Here is a 15939-nt window from a genome sequence, read left to right on the forward strand (position 1 = left end):
AAATGGCGACCAGCGTCTCTTCGCCCGAAGATATGAAAAACGCGGTGAATGGGACGAGGACGCAAAGGCCCACGGCGAGAGCCGCGACGCGAACATGCATGAGGCAGAACATGCAGCCGATCGTGGTAATCCCCATGTAGAACGCAATTTGCGATCTGAGATAGGCATCTCCATAAGGGAACAGGCTGAAGCTCCAGCTTGTGAATCCCAGTGCCAGCGCCGCTCCGATCCAGATCATTGCCCGCAGATTGGCACGAGCTTTCGAAGGCTGGGGAATCCTGTGGCGGGTTCGCCACCAGACTACCGTTCGCACCGCGCACAAGACGGCGAGCGCCCCTGGAACATAAAGCGTCAATTCGATCGGGGCCACGCGCATATGCGTCCAAGCCAGGATCAGGGTATTCGACACCAGCATGATGTAAAGCAGCGGTATTTGCCGGCTGAGGGCGCGCCACTGTGCGAGGACGAGTTCGGGCGTGTCGGCTGGAGCCGAGACTATCCTGGAAAATCGCCTGAGCAGGGACATCAAGCACGCCTTTCGTGCGGGGAGCCTATGCGGAGAAGTCCTAATTTATCCGTAAAAACGTTTTCGACAGTTCGCATATGGTGGAACGTTTCCTCGGCGCCCTCCAATTGTCGTCAGTCCACCGAAGCTCGTTTGTAACGTTGCATTGAAATCGATTGCATTGGCTGGTAATTGGCCAACTTGCTTCGGCCCACGCCGAAATCGGAGGAACGCTCATGCCCGTACCAACTCACAATTCTGCCCTCGGCCTGGGCGGCGAATTCACGCTGACCGCAATCGGGCGTGACATTGCCACGACGATGTCCCTGCCGGGCGATGTGCATCACGCATTGCTGGCCGCCAACCTGATCCCCGATCCCTATTTCGGCGAGAACGAAAAGCAGGTGATGTGGGTCAATGAAACCGCATGGGTGGTCGAGCGCCGCTTTGTCGCGACGGAGGCTGACATCAATGGCTATCTGACCCTGACGCTGGCCGAAGTCGACTGCATCGCCACCATTTTTCTCAATGGCGAGGAGATCGCCCGCACCGACAACAGCTTCGTGCGAAACGACTTGGATGTGACCGGCAAGGTGCACGCGGGCGAGAACACCCTGCGGATCGAGTTTGGTATCGCGCCGGATGTCGCCAAGGCCCGCGCCGACGCCCATCCCTTCCCGATCCCCTTTACCAAGAACTACCAGACCAACGGGCTGAAGGGCATCCACATGAACTTCATCCGCAAGGCGGCCTGCCATGCCGGCTGGGACTGGGGCATCTGCCTGATGCCCATCGGCGTCTACGGCACCATGAGCCTCCGCAAGGCGCGCCTCGCCCGGCAGGAGAGCGTGCAGGTCGACCAGGTCCACGGGCAGAACAGCGTCGAACTCTCGATAAAGACTCTCCTTTTCGCCTTTGCTCATGGCGAGGTTGAACTCGAACACACGATCGACGGGCAGGTCATTACCGACAAGGTGGTAGTCCAGAAGGGCGAGAATCTCTTCACCCACAATGTCACCATCCGGGACCCAAAGATCTGGTGGCCGGCAGGGCAGGGTGCCCAGCCGCTCTACGAAATGTCGACCAATCTTGAAGGCGAAGTCACGACCCGCAAGATCGGCCTCCGCCGGCTCGACTGGGTGGTCGAAAAGGACGAGATCGACCACACCTTCAAGTGCCGCATCAATGGCCGAGACATCACCATGATGGGTGCCAACTGGATTCCGGCCGACGCCATTCCCAGCCGCGCCACGCCCGCCGTGGTGCGCGATCTGCTCGAAAGCGCCAAGGCCGCGAACATGAACATGCTGCGCATCTGGGGTGGCGGCCAGTATGAACCCGATTGGTTCTATGACCTCTGCGACGAGCTCGGCATTCTCATCTGGCACGACTTCATGTTCGCCTGCATGAGCTATCCGTCCGACCGCACCTTCCTCAAGAGCGTTGAAACCGAAATCACCCAGCAGGTGCGGCGCCTCAGCCACCACGCCTCGATTGCCCTATGGTGCGGGGACAACGAAGTCATCGGCTCGCTCACCTGGTATCCCGAGACCAAGGCCGACAAGGAGCGCTACATAGCAAACTACGACCGGCTGAATTCGATGCTGCATCGCATCGTCGAAGATGAAGATCCGGTCCGCCGCTTCTGGCCCTCTTCACCATCGCTGGGCTATATGGATTTCTCCGATGGCTGGCATTCCGACACCCGTGGCGACCTGCACTATTGGGACGTCTGGCACTCGGCCAAGAGTTTCGAGGCCTATCGCACGGTCAATCCGCGCTTCGCCTCCGAATTCGGCTTCCAGTCCTTCACCTCGATGAATGTCATCGAGACATTCTCGGAGCCGAAGGATCGCAACCCGTCCTCGCCGGTGATGGAGAACCACCAGCGCAACGCCGGCGGCAATGCGCGCATCCTTGAAACGATGACGCGCTACTTCCGCTTCCCGCGCGATTTCGATCAGATGGTGTTCCTCTCCCAGATCCAGCAAGGGCTCGCCATCAAGACGGCCATCGAATACTGGCGTTCCACCAAGCCGCGCTGCATGGGCACGCTTTACTGGCAGATCAACGATATCTGGCCGGTGGCGAGCTGGTCGAGCCTGGACTACGGCGGGCAGTGGAAGCTTATGCATTATATGGCGCGTCGCTTCTACAATCTGGTCAACGTCGTCGCTGTTCCCCAGATCACCGAGGTTGAGACCAATTCACGCGGTACGCCCGTCGAAGGCCAATTGCCCGATCAGATCGCATTGCGCGCCATCAACGATACCGGTCGCCCTGTCTCGATCAGCCTGGAGGTCATGGCGGTGAAGGTGACAGGGGAAAGCCGCACGGTTTTTTCCGGCAATTCGGCGGTGAGCGCGGACGCCGCAATCACAGTCACCGAAATTCCCTATGCTGACCTCGAAGAGGATGAATTCCTTTACTTCAGTTGGAAGGATGCTCACGGCAACCACCTGGGCAGCAACGATTATTTCCCCAAGCCCTACAAGGCCTATGAGCTGGTTGGTGCGGATATCCGCGCTGAATGGTCCGATCGCGATGGCAAGGCGGTTCTGTCATTGACGGCAGACCACCCGGCCTTCTTTGCGACGGCCTCGGTCGACGTTCCCGGCTATTTCTCGGACAACGCGCTGACCCTGTTGCCGGGACGAACGGTAGAGCTGGTGTTCGAGCCTCGAAACGGCGCCACCGTCTCGTCCGCAGAGCTGGCCGGGTCGCTGAAGTTGCGGCATCTGGCGGAGACCTTCTAGCTTCCATACAAGTTTTTGAGCGCGCCGCATTGACTTGCGGCGCGCTTCTGTTCAGCCTTTCTGGTGGCCGCCATTCTTGCCCGGCCACTGGAATAGCCATGTCACAACCCTATACCCCGCCTGCCGAGAGCCGACTGCTCGGTATCGGTTTGGCGCTGCTCGCCTATTTGATGTTCACCGGCATCGATTCCTCAGCCAAATGGCTGGGTCTGGTCGGTATTTCCTTCGTGCAAATCGTCTTTTTGCGCTACGCCGTTCACCTTGTGCTTGTGGCTGTGGTTCACCTCCCGCGGCACGGGCGCGCCATGCTTCGGTCGGCCAACACCAGGCTACAGATCTTTCGCGCACTGGCGCTGCTCGGCGCGACGGGCTGCAATTTCCTGGCCGTGCAATACCTCCCGCTGACCGTGACCGGCTCGATCGCCTTCACCGTGCCGTTGCTGATCTGCGCATTGTCGGTGCCGCTCCTGGGCGAGCAGGTCGGCTGGCGCCGGTGGAGCGCAATAGCTGTTGGTTTCCTGGGTGTGCTGGTTATCGTGCGGCCGGGCACCGACGCCTTCCATCCGGCCACGCTCCTCTCCCTGACAGCGGCCCTCAGCACGGCCTTCTACATGCTGCTCACCCGCAAGGTGGCCAGCTATGACAGCGCGGCGACCAGCCAGTTCTATGTAGGCATCTTTGCCACGGTCTTTCTGATGCCGGTCGTGCCCTTCTTCTGGTCGCTGCCGACCTCGCCGGATGGTTGGTTCGTTTTCTTCTCGATCGGTGCCTTTGGCTTTCTGGGGCATCAACTGATCACGGTCGCATCGAGCCTGGCGCCGGCGACGGTGCTGGCGCCGTTCTCCTACTTCCAGATTTTCTTCCTGGCCGCTGCAAGTTGGCTGATCTTCAACCAGCCGCCCGATATCTGGCTCTATGTCGGTGCCCCGATTGTTATTGGCTCGGGACTGTACATCTGGCTGCGCGAGCGCACGCTTGCCCGGCCACAGACCGTCATCGGTCCGGAACGTTAGTCTTCGTCCACTTCGTCCAGCGGCTTTTCGGTGGGCGCTGACCCATGGGTGATCAGCCGCGCGCTGCGCTGGCCGGTCAGGTAGATCCACAGCCAGCTCATGGTGATGAAGATGCGTGTGCGCGTCTCTACCAGGAAGTAGATGTGCGCGATGCCCCAGAGCCACCAGGCCGGCCAGCCCTTGACCTTGGTAAAGCCGAAATCGATCACCGCCGAGCTCTTGCCGATGGTAGCCAAGTCTCCGACATGCTTGTAGGTGAATGGCTCGATGGGGCGTCCCGCAAGCTTGTTGCTGATGGCCTTTGCCACATATTTGCCTTGCTGTTTGGCGGCCGGCGCCAATCCCGGCACCGGCTTGCCGTTCTTCTGCGTTATGCTGGCAACATCGCCAATGACGTAGACATTCTCCGGGCCTGCCACCGTCAGGTCTTCTTGCACCGGCACGCGGCCTGCCTTGTCGGCCTCAATGTCGAGCCATCGGGCCACTGGCGACGCCGCAACCCCCGCTGCCCAGATGACTGTGTGTGTTTCAAGCCTCTGCTTGCCGAAGGTGACGCCTTCGGCATCGATGCCGCTGACCATCTGCCCCAACTCGACCTCGACACCCATCTCCGTCAGCGCCTCGAGCGTGTAGGCCGAGAGCACTGGATCGAAGTTGAGCAGGACGCGATCACCGCCCTCGATCAGTACGACGCGGAGGTCCTTAGGATCGAGCGTATGGAATTGGCCCTTGATACTGGTACGTGCCAGTTCGACGATTGCCCCTGCCATCTCCACACCTGTGGGGCCGGCGCCAATGATTGCAAATGTCAGAAGCGCGCGCCTGCGTTCATCATCCGGTTCACGCTCGGCCGCTTCCAGCGCCAGCAGCAGTTTCCGGCGGATCGCCGTCGCGTCCTCGATTGTCTTGAGGCCCGGAGCGAAACGCTCCCATTCATCATGGCCGAAATAGGCGTGTTGCGCACCCGTAGCCAGGATGAGGCTGTCATAGGTCTCGCGACCGCCGTCCTTCAACTGCACCTGCTTGGTCGTGATGTCGACCCCCTTCACCGTGCCCATGAGCACGCGGACATTATCCTGCCGCCGCAGCAGGTGACGGATCGGCCAGGCCACTTCCGATGGGCTCAGAGCAGCGGTGGCTACTTGGTAGAGCAGCGGTTGGAACAGGTGATGGTTGCGCCGATCGATCAGCACGACGTCGACATCAGCCTTCGCCATTGCCTTGGCCGCTGCCAGACCGCCAAATCCACCACCCACGATCACGACACGATGTCTGGTGGCAGGCATGGACAGTCTCCTCAGCGTATTCGGGCGGCGCGGCAGGTCACAGATTCACTCTGCCGCTCGCTGTCTCCACCTCTCGACATAGGCATCCCAGCCTTCGGCTTGCAGTACCGGCAGCGCATGGCTGTCATCGCCAATGGTCAATGCCCCACCGAACAACAGGCTGGCCCCCAGGCTTGTTCCCGTGGCATCGCCGGAGGCCATTACCGGCACGCCTGCCAGTTGCGCCAATGCCGCACCAAACAAGCGGTTGCGCGCCAGCGGCCCCTCCAGCGTGATGCTGCGCCCCAAGCCGCAGAGCCCGAGGCAGGCCTCTGCCATTAAGGCGAGGTAGAGAGAGGCAGCTGCCGTCCTTTGCCCCGGTGTCAACGCATCGGGATCGACCGTCCAATTTCCCCGGCGTCGCCCGAAGGCCCCCACACCCGGCACAAAGCTGGGCAGCGCCTGCACATCATGGTCAATCACATGGGCCAGATCGGCCTCGGTCGGTTCGGCAATTTCGGGTACCAGCATGTCGAACTCGCGCCCGCCCATGAATCGCGCTGTCGGGACTGGCCGCCCATAGGCATCCACATTGGCCAGGCTGTCCTTGTTCGGGTCCAGGCTTCCAGTATCACCTCCCACCGTCATCAGGATTGTCCAGGTGCCGGTGGAGACGATGGTGAAGGGTGCTTCGTGACGGCCCAGATGTGACAGAAGGGAAGCATTCGAATCGTGAATACCGCAGGTCACCGGCGTTTCGGCCGGCAAGCTGGTCGCTGCCGCGAGCTCGGGCCTGAGCGTTCCCAATATAGTGGTGGCGGGCAAGACGTCCGGGAAGAGTGCACGCCAACCCAGCCCGTCGACCATGCTGGAAAATGTGCGGTGGTCAGGTGCCCAGAGGTCTGTATGGCAACCTAGCGACGTTACCTCGCTTGCGAGCTTGCCGGTCAGCCGCCAGGCCCAATATTGCGGATAGGGAACGATAGCTGTGACGCGCGCGAAAGCCTCGGGAAACTGCCGCGACTGCCAGAATAATTGTGCCCCCCAATTGAGCCCGTTTGGCAGCTTTGGCGACAGGCTCTCGGCAAACTCCGGACGCACCGATGCGTAGCTCTCGGTTACGCTTTCCGGGCCTTCGAACTCGTAGTCCAGCACCGGCAATGCCAGCTCGTCCCCTGCCAGCAGCGCGCCTGTGGCGCCATGGGTGGTGATCGAAATGCCATCCACGCCAACTTCGGTATGCAGTGCAGACAATGCTCCAATCATGAACTGCCAGAGCATATCTACGTCAGCGTGAGGATATGGCCCGTCCGTCCGGATGGTATTGGCAGTACTCCGCGCCCCCAACTGCTGGCCGGATTGCGTGTCTATCACGACTACCTTGGCGTTGGTCTTGCCAATATCGATAACGGCGACGCGACGCGGAGTGGTCTTGGTCATGACGTTCCCTTGGCGGATGGACACCAAGGGCTTAGACCATTTTTCGTCCGCGCTCCACCACTGACATGTTAGTTTATTTCACGACCAGCACCGGCAGGTCTGTATGCGCCAGCACTTCGGCCGCCTGGCTACCCAGCAGTAGTCGGCCCAGCCCCCGGCGGCCATGCGAACCCATCACGATCAGATCTGCTGAAATCTCCTTGGCGGCATGCAATAGGCCCTCGGCGGCCGGACTGTTCGCCACATGCATCACCGAGAGATGGACGCTGCCTTCGCTCGCGACCTTTTGGGCCGCGTCAAGGATGGCCTTGGCCGATTCCTCCTTTGCCTTGTCGAGATCGGCGATGATGGAGCTGGTGTCCACCATCATGATTTCGGCGCCCGGCGAGACGATTATGGAAGGCTCGGTAACAGTCACGGCCGTGACCTTGCCTCCCGTTTTTTCTGCCAATGCCAGTGCATGACGCAAGGCCTTGTGCGCAAGGTCGGAACCGTCGACACCGCAGACAATATTGGAATACATGACGAACTCCCCTGACGCTGATTGTGTTCACACACTGGAACAACGCACAGCGCTCGGCATTGATCCAGATCAGCTTGAACATTGCACATGAAGGATTCCCGCTCTATCTGGGGCGGTAGAGGATTGCGGGCCCGGCCGCACGGATCAGTCTAATGGAGCACCTTGTCCTTGGCCGACGCTAAGCCAGACAACGCAATCACGCTGGAGCGGTCCCGCCGCTTCTCTGTTGCGCCCATGATGGATTGGACGGACCGGCATTGCCGGTTTCTCCACCGCCTGCTGACCCGGCACAGCCTGCTGTTCACCGAAATGGTCAACTCAGGCGCGATCGTGCATGGGGACGCAGAGCGCCATCTACGCTTTGATCGGTGCGAATATCCAGTCGCCCTGCAACTGGGCGGCTCCAATCCAGCTGAACTGGCCGAAGCCACGCGCATCGCCCACAGTTTCGGCTATGATGAGATCAACCTCAATGTCGGCTGCCCGTCCGACCGGGTGCAGTCCGGCCGGTTCGGGGCCTGTCTGATGGCCGAGCCGGACCTGGTGGCCGATTGCGTGCTGGCCATGCGCGACGCCACAGATCGCCCGGTGACCGTCAAGTGCCGTATCGGCATTGATGACCAGGATACCGAAGAGAGTCTCGACCGCTTCGCTGATGCTATGGTCGCAGCCGGTGTCGACGCGCTTTATGTCCATGCCCGCAAAGCTTGGTTACAGGGTCTTAGTCCCAAGGAAAACCGGACGATCCCGCCGCTGGACTATCCGCGAGTACATCGGCTGGCGAAGCGCCTCCGGCCGCTGCCGACCATGATCAATGGCGGCATCGAAACCCTGGATCAGGCTGTCGAGCACCTCGATCACATGGACGGAGTGATGCTGGGCCGCGCTGCCTATCACAATCCCATGCTGCTGGCCGAGGTCGATGCGCGGGTGTTTGGAGACCCGCGCGCGGTTCCGGATCTCCCCGCGATTATGCAGCGGATGGCAGACTATGCCGAGGGCCAGCTGCGCGAAGGCGTGCGGCTGAACAATATTGCGCGCCATATGCTGGGCCTTGCCAATGGCCGCCCCGGCGCCCGGCAGTTTCGTCAGATCATGAGTGTGGATGCCTGCCGTCCAGAGGCGGGGCCGGAAGTCTTCTTTCGCGCGCTGGCCGTGGTCGAAGACCGGGCGCTGGCGGCAGTCGGCTAATCCACCAGTTCCAGCGAGTTCTGCGTGACGCTGTATCGGCTGAGCGTCTCGAGGAAAGTCATGCCCAAAAGGCCTGTCTCCAGCGCGCCGGCCTCCGTGACAAAGGCGGTCAGGTTTCGACGTACGATCCCGCCAACCTCGATACTGTCCAGGCGCGTTCTGGCAGCCATGCCCTGGCCATTGGCGGTCTGTACCGGCACGACATAGCGCAGGCCCTCCAGATCGACCCCGGCTGCCCGTGCGTCGGCGATGGTCAGCACCACGGCACTCGCCCCCGTGTCGAAGATCATCGGCGTCGTGTGGCCGTTGATGGTGGCATTGACCTCGAAATGACCACTCATCCCCCTTCGGAACGTCGCCGTGCCGGCGGCGCTATCCACTACGGCCATGCCGGGCTGCAGTTCACCGGCGACGCGCCCCACTACGCCCAGCAATTCGTCGCGATAGGCATAGGTCACCATGGCCACGGCAAACAGGCCAACCCAGAGCATCAGCCCCCCGACCAGCTCCGAAGCCCGATGGCGCCGCGCAAAAAGCCCGCTCGCAAACACGATGAGAAGAATCAAAAGGGGTACCAGCTGGGCCGTCTGCATCTGGTTCAGGCCGACGATACTGCCCGCATCGGCACTGATAAGGAGGACGATCCCCGCCGCGACGATAAGTGCGATGCCGATAAAGACCATATGATTGCTGCCCTCTTGTCCGTCCATTGGATAAAGGACCCGCTGGCGGCGATTTCAAGGCGTCAGGCAAAGATGAGCAATACGGCAAGTGCTGCGACTTCGCCCAGACCGGCTGCGGCGCCGATGAGGTCCCCAGTCTGTCCGCCTACCAGGCGGCGGCACAGCGTGGTCCAGCCCAGGACCACCAGCGCGACCGCCAAGGTGGCGGCGATCACGCCGAGCAGGCTCGATACCGGAGCGCCGATCACAAAGACCAGCAATAGCGCCAGGACCGTGCCAATGATGAAGCGAGAGAGGGGTAGCGCCCCGGCAGCCGCCGCGGCGCCGTCGGTCCGGGCGGGGGGCAGTTTGACCGCCAGCCAGAGGGCGCCCGATCGCCCCGCAATGTTGGCAGCCAGCCACAGGCCCGCAGCCATGAGTGGGTTGAGCGCCGCCACACTGCCGATGGCAGTGACCCGGAGCACCAGGAACAGGCACAGTGCCGCCACCCCATAGGTGCCGTGCCGGCTGTCCTTGAGTATCTCGAGACGCCTTTGGGGTGTTGTTCCCCCGAATAGACCATCGGCAGCATCGGCGAGCGAATCCTCCATCATCCCGCCACCGACCGCGACCATGGCAGCGACGCAAAGTGCAGCAGCAAAGAATGGTGGCAGGCCCAGCCAGACACCGGCCAGCAGCAGGATCGGCCCCAGCCCCATAACCACCGAGGCGAGGGGCAGGGCCATGGCGATCCGTCCCAGGTCGGGCCGCTCATGCGGCGCATCACCTGTTGGCAGGCGCGAGAAGAACCGGAGGGCCATCACTACGTCCGCCTTCAAGCCCATTCCGCTCCTTGGCGCATTGGGCCGATAGGCATCGCGACTGGCATTGTCGATGCGGTCGGCGGCGCCGGCTGCGGACCCTTCCTCGCTCAATTGCTTTTCGCTCCGTAATGGGCAACAAGACCCCGCCTTCCTAACACATCGCGCCGGACCTGCCATGCCACTCAACCCTGCCTTCGCCGACATCGTCGAATTGCTCGTGGCTGTGCCTGATGGTGATGAACAGGCGGTCGCTGCCGTGCGGCAGCGCGATGCACAATTGACCAAGCCGCCGGGATCGTTGGGGCAGCTCGAACTGCTGGTCGAATTCCTGGCCCGTTGGCAGCATCGGTCCCAGCCGCGTCTCGACAACCCCATGGTGACGATCTTTGCCGGCAATCATGGCGTCACCGAACAGGGTGTCTCCGCCTTTCCGCGCGAGGTTACGGCCCAGATGGTCGCCAATTTCACCAATGGCGGCGCTGCCATTTCCCAGATTTGCGGTCTGCATGAGATCAATCTGCGTGTGTTCGAGCTGGCCCTGGAACTCCCCACCGGCGATATCACCCAGGAACCGGCACTCGATGATCAGATGTGTGCGGCGACCATCGCCTATGGCATGGAAGCGGTAGCGGGCAAGCCCGACCTGATCTGCCTGGGCGAGATGGGAATCGGCAATACCACCATCGCCGCTGCCCTCTATGCCGCGCTTTATGGCGGCACCGGCGCCGATTGGGTCGGTCGCGGCACCGGCGTCGATGATGCGGGTCTCGCACGCAAGGCAGACGTCGTCGATCGTGCGCTCGCCCTGCATCGCGCCGAGCTTGACCATCCACTGGCCATTCTCGCCCGTCTGGGCGGTCGCGAGATTTGTGCCATGCTCGGCGCCCTGATCGCAGCACGCCACCAGAAGGTGCCGGTCATCATTGATGGTTATGTGGCTACCGCCGCAGCGGCCATCGCCCATGCCGTCAATCCTGCGGCCATCAATCATTGTCTGTTTGCCCATGTCTCGGCCGAAGGTGCGCATGCCCAGGTGCTGGAGAAATTGGGTCAGACCGGGCTGCTCGATCTGGGCATGCGGCTAGGTGAGGGGAGCGGCGCAGCGCTTGCCGCCGTCATGACCAAGACGGCACTGCACTTGCACAACAATATGGCGACCTTCGACAGCGCCGCCGTCAGCGGCAAATCCGGCTAGAACTGTTCGGGCAAGCGCACCGCTTTTTGCTGTTCGCGCCAAGTCAAAGAGATAGATCGTCCGTTCTCGTTCAGTCGGAAGGAGTGTTATGGTCTTCCTTCGTGCGGGCGACAAAGCCTTCCGGCCCGGGCACCACCGAGAGCAGGTCCACCTTCATTTGTGATCGGAAGCGGGCTGTCGCTGCGGTCCCCAGGCGGGTCAGAGCGGCAACGTCCTGCTGTTCGAGCGCCGCGTTGAGCGCGGCGTGTTCGAGCAGAAAGTTCAGGATATAGCCCTCGGCCATTTCCTGCCGTTGCTGGTCGCTGAGCGTGTGGAAGGTCGTGTCCTGGGCGAAGGCTGCGCGCAGCTGGCGCTGTATCGGCCGGCTGTCGATCTCCAGCGAATAGGCTCCGTTGGCCGCTACCCAGTTGAGCACCCAATAGGCGGTCAGGGCGTCCACAACATTGTTGGTTGTAAGGCCATCGGGTTCCACCAGTTCCTGCCAGATCTCGCTGGGCGATCGCTCGGCGAAGGCCGCAGCCAGGCTGTCGCGCGCCGCAACGCCGGCGGACCAGCGGATGCGGGTGAGAAATTCGCGCTGCAGCCGCGCCGAAACACTGGGCGACGGCCGGTAGCTGGCGTCGAACGCGATCTCGGCGGATGTTGCTGCTACTTCCCCAGATGCCCCGCTTTCCTGGGCCAGCGCGCCGACAGGCATGGCGCCGAGCAGCAAGACTATCAAGATCGTGCGTAGGGTCATCTGGCCTCCGAACGACCGATCCTCTTTGCGATCACGGCGAAAATGCGACCGCTGCGACACTGAGCAGCGCTTCGTCAGCCGGCTTCGGAATAGATTTCGAGCTTGTTGCGCTTCTCGACGACGGGTGCCAGCGCATCCATGACGCGGGCCCGCGGGAAGGTGGCGATGACTTCCGTGCCAAAGCGCAGCTTGGAGAAAAGATCGAACCGCCCCTGGTGCAGGTCCATGATTTTCTGGACGATCGGCAGTCCGAGGCCGGCACCCTGTTCCGCGGTCTTTTGCGCCAGCGATCCCTGACCGAAAGACGAGAGAACCGTCTCGATTTCGTTCTCAGGAATACCCGGGCCATTGTCCTTGACCGAGATGAGTTGCCCGCCATCGCCGCTGCGCTGCACCACCAGCACGATCTTGCCCTGCTGCGGGGTGAACTTGATGGCGTTCGACAACAGGTTGAGCACCACCTGGCGCACGGCGCGCTCGTCGCCCCACAGCTTGGGCAAATTGTCACCCACGCTGAACACCAGTTCGATATTCTTGGACTTGGCCCGCAATTCCATCATGCGCCGGCAATCATCTGCGATGTCGACCAGCGATATGACCTCTTCATTGAGTTCATACTTGCCGGCTTCAATCCGGCTCAGATCAAGTAGCTCATTGATGAGATTGAGCAGGTGCTGCCCGCTGGCGTGGATGTCTCCGGCATATTCCTTATATTGCGGCACCTGATGCGGTCCCAGCAATTCCGACTTGAGCACTTCGGAGAAGCCGATAATGGCGTTGAGCGGCGTCCGCAATTCGTGGCTCATCGTGGCCAGGAACTGGCTCTTGGCGATATTGGCCTGCTCCGCGTGGCGTCGCGCCTCGTCCGACATGTTGCGCGCCTCTTCCAGCTCGTAGATCAGCGCGTCCTTCTCGGCCTGGTGCGTGATGGTCTCAAGCTCGGAATTGTGCAATTGCCGGGCCAGGTAGACGAAGAAAACCTCGCCGCAAATGGCCACCGCGGCCAGCGTATAATTCAGTGTGCCGCCCAGAGCGATCAGCGAGGTGGATACTGTTGCCGTCACCGGCAGCGTGCTCATCAGCGTCGCAGGCGGCAGGGTATGAGTGGCTATGGCGTTGCTGGCGATGCTGACCAGCACCATGGCGAACATCACCGGCGCCAGTGCCTCAGGGTCGGTCACCAGCGTGAACAATGCCAGCAACGAAAGTGCCAACCCGCCCAGGCTCTCTGCCGCCACAAAGCTCGTGGTCCAGCGGGCAGCATTGAATTTGGCGGGCTCGGTGCCTTTGAAGCGGCGGGCCGTGACCACTACGACCAGCAGGCTGGTAATGACCAGTCCCGCCCAGATGGCCGTCACCATCACAGGGACCCAAAAGCTTGCCACTATGGCCAGGATGCAGACGATTGCCGCCATCGGCAGCGCAGCGCCAATGCGGGAGTCCGCATAGTCATGCATGAGTTCGAAGTCGAAATCGGCCCGGGTGCCCGAGCTCGATGTCAGCCGCTGGCGGGCTTCGCGCACGGCCTTCTGTGCTGTTCGCTTGCCGTCGCGTGCGGAACCTGCGCGGACACTGGCGTCGTGGACCGACATGAAAGACTTACTCGTTACTCAATGCTGCGAACAAAAAACGCGCTCGCGACGCTCCTGGTCCAACCTTAGAGGTGCCGTGGTTAACGGGGCGTGAAATCGGCCCCGGTCACCCATTGGTCTGCATTGCCAGAAAGCCGCACCCAAAGCCGCACCCGAAGAATGCACTGGCGAGCCGCACCACAACAGGGTTAAGGTCACCTTGCGGCTTCAGATCAATTGCGATGAGCAATATTATTGCGTAGGACCTGCTGATATGGCAGTGATGTTGTCGCTCGTCGGCGGAAACTGCTTGCGACGTGAAAACTGATTTCAAGAGAGCAAGATGGCCCTGGACAAGATCGACCGGAAGATCCTGACGCTCCTGCAGAAGGACGCGACCATGCCTGTGGCCGAAATCGGCCGAAAGGTTGGTCTGTCCACAACGCCCTGCTGGCGCCGCATCCAGAAGATGGAAGAAGACGGCATCATCCAGCGCCGCGTGGCCGTGCTTGATCCGGTCAAGGTCAATGTCGGAGTTACGGTCTTCGTCTCGGTTAAGACCAACGAGCACAACGACGCCTGGATGCGCAAGTTCTCAGGCGTGATCGATGAATTTCCCGAAGTGGTGGAGTTCTATCGCATGAGCGGCGATGTCGACTATCTGATGAGGGTGGTTGTTCCCGATATCGGCGCCTACGATGCCTTCTACAAACGCCTGATCAGCAAGATCAATCTGACCGATGTCAGTTCGGCTTTCGCCATGGGCCAGATCAAGTACACCACCGCCTTGCCCCTGGATTTTGCGATCATCAGCGACGACGACAAATAGGTCCCCGAAATGTTGCTCGGCTTTGAACATGTCGGGATGACGGTCAGCAACATGGAACGGGCCATTGACTTCTATTGCGGCCTGCTCGGGCTTCGAATGAAGTTTCGCCGGACCACCGCAGGTGGCGAAGCCGCTTTTCTCGATGCCGGAGGTGGCATGCTGGAGATTGAGGCTCCGGCCCGCGAGGTCGGGCCGTTTCGCGATGTGCCGCTGTCCGAGGCAGGTTTCCGGCACATCACCCTGGCCTATGACAATATAGATACCATGGTGGAAAGGCTCGAAGAGGCTGGTGTCCCCATTGTTGAGGGACCGCGCGTCGCCTTTAACAGCGAGATGTTCAAGCGAGTGGTCTTTGTCCGGGACCCCGATGGCATTCTGGTCGAACTGGTCGAACGCGCCGCCGGACGCTAGCCCCCCGTCACGCTCATATGCCGCGCGACGGCTGGTTCCTTCCGGCTGCGGTCCAACACAAAGTCATGCCCCTTGGGCTTGATGATCATCGCATGGTCGAGAGCAGCGTTGAGCGCTTCGGCTCCGCCAGTGCGCCAGGCGTCGCGCAGGTTGACCTGATCATCCTGCCCCAGGCACAAAAACAGTTGTCCGGTGGCGGTCAGCCTCACGCGGTTGCAGCTCTCACAGAAATTGTGGCTCATCGGCGTGATAAAGCCCAGCGTGCCGCCGGTTTCGGCCACGTGGACATAGCGGGCCGGCCCACCCGTGCTCTTGTCCAGCTTGGTGAAGCTGTAGCGTTGCGAGAGCCTTTCATACAGTTCGCGTAGCGGCAGATATGTGTCCACTCTGTCGATGCCGACTTCACCCAGCGGCATGCCCTCGATCAAGGTCAAGCCCATGCCGCCGCCATGGGCCCATTCCATCATGGTCTCGATCTCGTCGTCATTGACGCCGCGCATCGCCACCATGTTGATCTTTATGGCGAGCCCTGCGGCCTGGGCCTCACCGATCCCGGCAAGCACGTCCTTCAGGCGGCCTCGCCGGGTGATGTCCGCGAAGCGCGCTTCATCCAGCGTGTCCAGCGAAACATTGATGCGCCGGACCCCCGCCGCAAACAGCCCCTCGGCATGCTTTTGCAACTGGCTGCCATTGGTGGTGATGGTCAATTCGTCCAGGCCATTGCCGATCTGTCCGCCGAGCCTACGCACCAGCGCCATGATATCCCGGCGCACCAACGGCTCGCCGCCAGTGAGGCGTATCTTGGTCGTGCCGCGGGATATGAAGGCGCTGGCGATTGCCTCCACCTCCTCAAAGCTCAGGACTTCCTTCTTGGGCAGGAAAGTCATGTCCTCGGCCATGCAATAGACACAGCGGAAATCACAGCGATCCGTCACCGAGATGCGCAGATAGGAAATGCGTCGGCCGAAGCTGTCGATCAGGGGGCGGTGCGTTGGGGACGATCCTGTCATGCAGC

General features: G+C 61.3%; 14 protein-coding genes and 1 pseudogene. 6 read left to right on the forward strand and 9 right to left on the reverse strand.

Going from position 1 to position 15939, the window contains the following annotated elements:
• A pseudogene (locus QZ564_RS05655) lies at nucleotides 1–526 on the reverse strand (GGDEF-domain containing protein); the annotation flags it as partial.
• 215 nt (nucleotides 527–741) lie between these two features.
• Between QZ564_RS05655 and QZ564_RS05660 the strand changes: the two are divergent.
• Entirely contained in the window at nucleotides 742–3261 is a 2520-nt protein-coding gene (locus tag QZ564_RS05660; RefSeq protein ID WP_297106022.1) for a glycoside hydrolase family 2 protein, read from the forward strand.
• 98 nt (nucleotides 3262–3359) lie between these two features.
• Nucleotides 3360–4274 (forward strand): DMT family transporter, encoded by a 915-nt coding sequence (locus QZ564_RS05665; protein WP_297106025.1) that lies wholly within the window; start codon nucleotides 3360–3362, stop codon nucleotides 4272–4274.
• Here the strand turns inward: QZ564_RS05665 and QZ564_RS05670 are convergent.
• The 3 genes from QZ564_RS05670 to QZ564_RS05680 form a co-directional block, all read right to left on the reverse strand.
• Entirely contained in the window at nucleotides 4271–5560 is a 1290-nt protein-coding gene (locus tag QZ564_RS05670) for an NAD(P)/FAD-dependent oxidoreductase (protein WP_297106028.1), read from the reverse strand. The two genes, QZ564_RS05665 and QZ564_RS05670, sit on opposite strands and share 4 nt — an antisense overlap.
• Before the next feature lie 45 nt (nucleotides 5561–5605).
• A complete protein-coding gene (locus QZ564_RS05675) occupies nucleotides 5606–6979 on the reverse strand; it encodes an FGGY family carbohydrate kinase (RefSeq protein ID WP_297106031.1) in 1374 nt (457 codons plus the stop codon).
• 73 nt (nucleotides 6980–7052) lie between these two features.
• Nucleotides 7053–7502: a universal stress protein gene (locus QZ564_RS05680; protein ID WP_297106034.1), complete on the reverse strand. Its 450-nt coding sequence runs from the start codon at nucleotides 7500–7502 to the stop codon at nucleotides 7053–7055.
• A 168-nt stretch (nucleotides 7503–7670) separates the two neighbouring features.
• Here QZ564_RS05680 and dusA point away from each other — a divergent pair, with 168 nt between their 5' ends.
• Nucleotides 7671–8693, forward strand: coding sequence for a tRNA dihydrouridine(20/20a) synthase DusA (dusA, locus tag QZ564_RS05685; RefSeq protein WP_297106037.1), 1023 nt, complete (start codon nucleotides 7671–7673; stop codon nucleotides 8691–8693).
• On the opposite strand, the gene QZ564_RS05690 is transcribed toward dusA, so the two are convergent.
• Together QZ564_RS05690 and QZ564_RS05695 are read right to left on the reverse strand one after the other, a co-directional pair.
• Nucleotides 8690–9376 (reverse strand): TIGR02281 family clan AA aspartic protease, encoded by a 687-nt coding sequence (locus tag QZ564_RS05690; protein WP_297106040.1) that lies wholly within the window; start codon nucleotides 9374–9376, stop codon nucleotides 8690–8692. The two genes, dusA and QZ564_RS05690, sit on opposite strands and share 4 nt — an antisense overlap.
• Before the next feature lie 62 nt (nucleotides 9377–9438).
• A complete protein-coding gene (locus tag QZ564_RS05695; RefSeq protein ID WP_297106043.1) occupies nucleotides 9439–10290 on the reverse strand; it encodes an adenosylcobinamide-GDP ribazoletransferase in 852 nt (283 codons plus the stop codon).
• Between the two features lie 64 nt (nucleotides 10291–10354).
• Here QZ564_RS05695 and cobT point away from each other — a divergent pair, with 64 nt between their 5' ends.
• Nucleotides 10355–11374 (forward strand): nicotinate-nucleotide--dimethylbenzimidazole phosphoribosyltransferase, encoded by a 1020-nt coding sequence (gene cobT / locus QZ564_RS05700; RefSeq protein WP_297106045.1) that lies wholly within the window; start codon nucleotides 10355–10357, stop codon nucleotides 11372–11374.
• A gap of 70 nt (nucleotides 11375–11444) precedes the next feature.
• On the opposite strand, the gene QZ564_RS05705 is transcribed toward cobT, so the two are convergent.
• Entirely contained in the window at nucleotides 11445–12113 is a 669-nt protein-coding gene (locus QZ564_RS05705; RefSeq protein WP_297106048.1) for a DUF6683 family protein, read from the reverse strand.
• A 74-nt stretch (nucleotides 12114–12187) separates the two neighbouring features.
• Nucleotides 12188–13705: a HAMP domain-containing sensor histidine kinase gene (locus QZ564_RS05710; protein ID WP_297106051.1), complete on the reverse strand. Its 1518-nt coding sequence runs from the start codon at nucleotides 13703–13705 to the stop codon at nucleotides 12188–12190.
• A gap of 328 nt (nucleotides 13706–14033) precedes the next feature.
• Between QZ564_RS05710 and QZ564_RS05715 the strand changes: the two genes are divergently transcribed.
• Together QZ564_RS05715 and QZ564_RS05720 are read left to right on the forward strand one after the other, a co-directional pair.
• On the forward strand, nucleotides 14034–14513 hold the full coding sequence (locus QZ564_RS05715; protein ID WP_297106222.1) for an Lrp/AsnC family transcriptional regulator: 480 nt from the start codon (nucleotides 14034–14036) through the stop codon (nucleotides 14511–14513).
• Nucleotides 14514–14522: 9 nt separating this feature from the next.
• Nucleotides 14523–14924 carry a VOC family protein gene (locus QZ564_RS05720; RefSeq protein ID WP_297106054.1) on the forward strand — a complete coding sequence of 134 codons (402 nt, stop codon included), beginning with the start codon at nucleotides 14523–14525 and terminating at the stop codon, nucleotides 14922–14924.
• On the opposite strand, the gene moaA is transcribed toward QZ564_RS05720, so the two are convergent.
• Nucleotides 14921–15934, reverse strand: a complete 1014-nt coding sequence (gene moaA, locus QZ564_RS05725; RefSeq protein ID WP_297106057.1) for a GTP 3',8-cyclase MoaA — start codon at nucleotides 15932–15934, stop codon at nucleotides 14921–14923. The two genes, QZ564_RS05720 and moaA, sit on opposite strands and share 4 nt — an antisense overlap.
• Nucleotides 15935–15939 lie beyond the last annotated feature (5 nt).

This window comes from uncultured Devosia sp., assembly GCF_913055165.1.
GTDB lineage: Bacteria > Pseudomonadota > Alphaproteobacteria > Rhizobiales > Devosiaceae > Devosia.

What these genes read in the sequence shown, in the direction of transcription:
- QZ564_RS05680 (WP_297106034.1), bottom strand. Translation starts at nt 7,502, where the DNA reads ATGTATTCCAATATTGTCTGCGGTGTCGACGGTTCCGACCTTGCGCAC.
- QZ564_RS05720 (WP_297106054.1), top strand. Translation starts at nt 14,523, where the DNA reads ATGTTGCTCGGCTTTGAACATGTCGGGATGACGGTCAGCAACATGGAA.
- QZ564_RS05690 (WP_297106040.1), bottom strand. Translation starts at nt 9,376, where the DNA reads ATGGTCTTTATCGGCATCGCACTTATCGTCGCGGCGGGGATCGTCCTC.
- QZ564_RS05705 (WP_297106048.1), bottom strand. Translation starts at nt 12,113, where the DNA reads ATGACCCTACGCACGATCTTGATAGTCTTGCTGCTCGGCGCCATGCCT.
- QZ564_RS05665 (WP_297106025.1), top strand. Translation starts at nt 3,360, where the DNA reads ATGTCACAACCCTATACCCCGCCTGCCGAGAGCCGACTGCTCGGTATC.
- cobT (WP_297106045.1), top strand. Translation starts at nt 10,355, where the DNA reads ATGCCACTCAACCCTGCCTTCGCCGACATCGTCGAATTGCTCGTGGCT.
- QZ564_RS05660 (WP_297106022.1), top strand. Translation starts at nt 742, where the DNA reads ATGCCCGTACCAACTCACAATTCTGCCCTCGGCCTGGGCGGCGAATTC.
- QZ564_RS05675 (WP_297106031.1), bottom strand. Translation starts at nt 6,979, where the DNA reads ATGACCAAGACCACTCCGCGTCGCGTCGCCGTTATCGATATTGGCAAG.
- QZ564_RS05710 (WP_297106051.1), bottom strand. Translation starts at nt 13,705, where the DNA reads ATGTCGGTCCACGACGCCAGTGTCCGCGCAGGTTCCGCACGCGACGGC.
- moaA (WP_297106057.1), bottom strand. Translation starts at nt 15,934, where the DNA reads ATGACAGGATCGTCCCCAACGCACCGCCCCCTGATCGACAGCTTCGGC.
- QZ564_RS05670 (WP_297106028.1), bottom strand. Translation starts at nt 5,560, where the DNA reads ATGCCTGCCACCAGACATCGTGTCGTGATCGTGGGTGGTGGATTTGGC.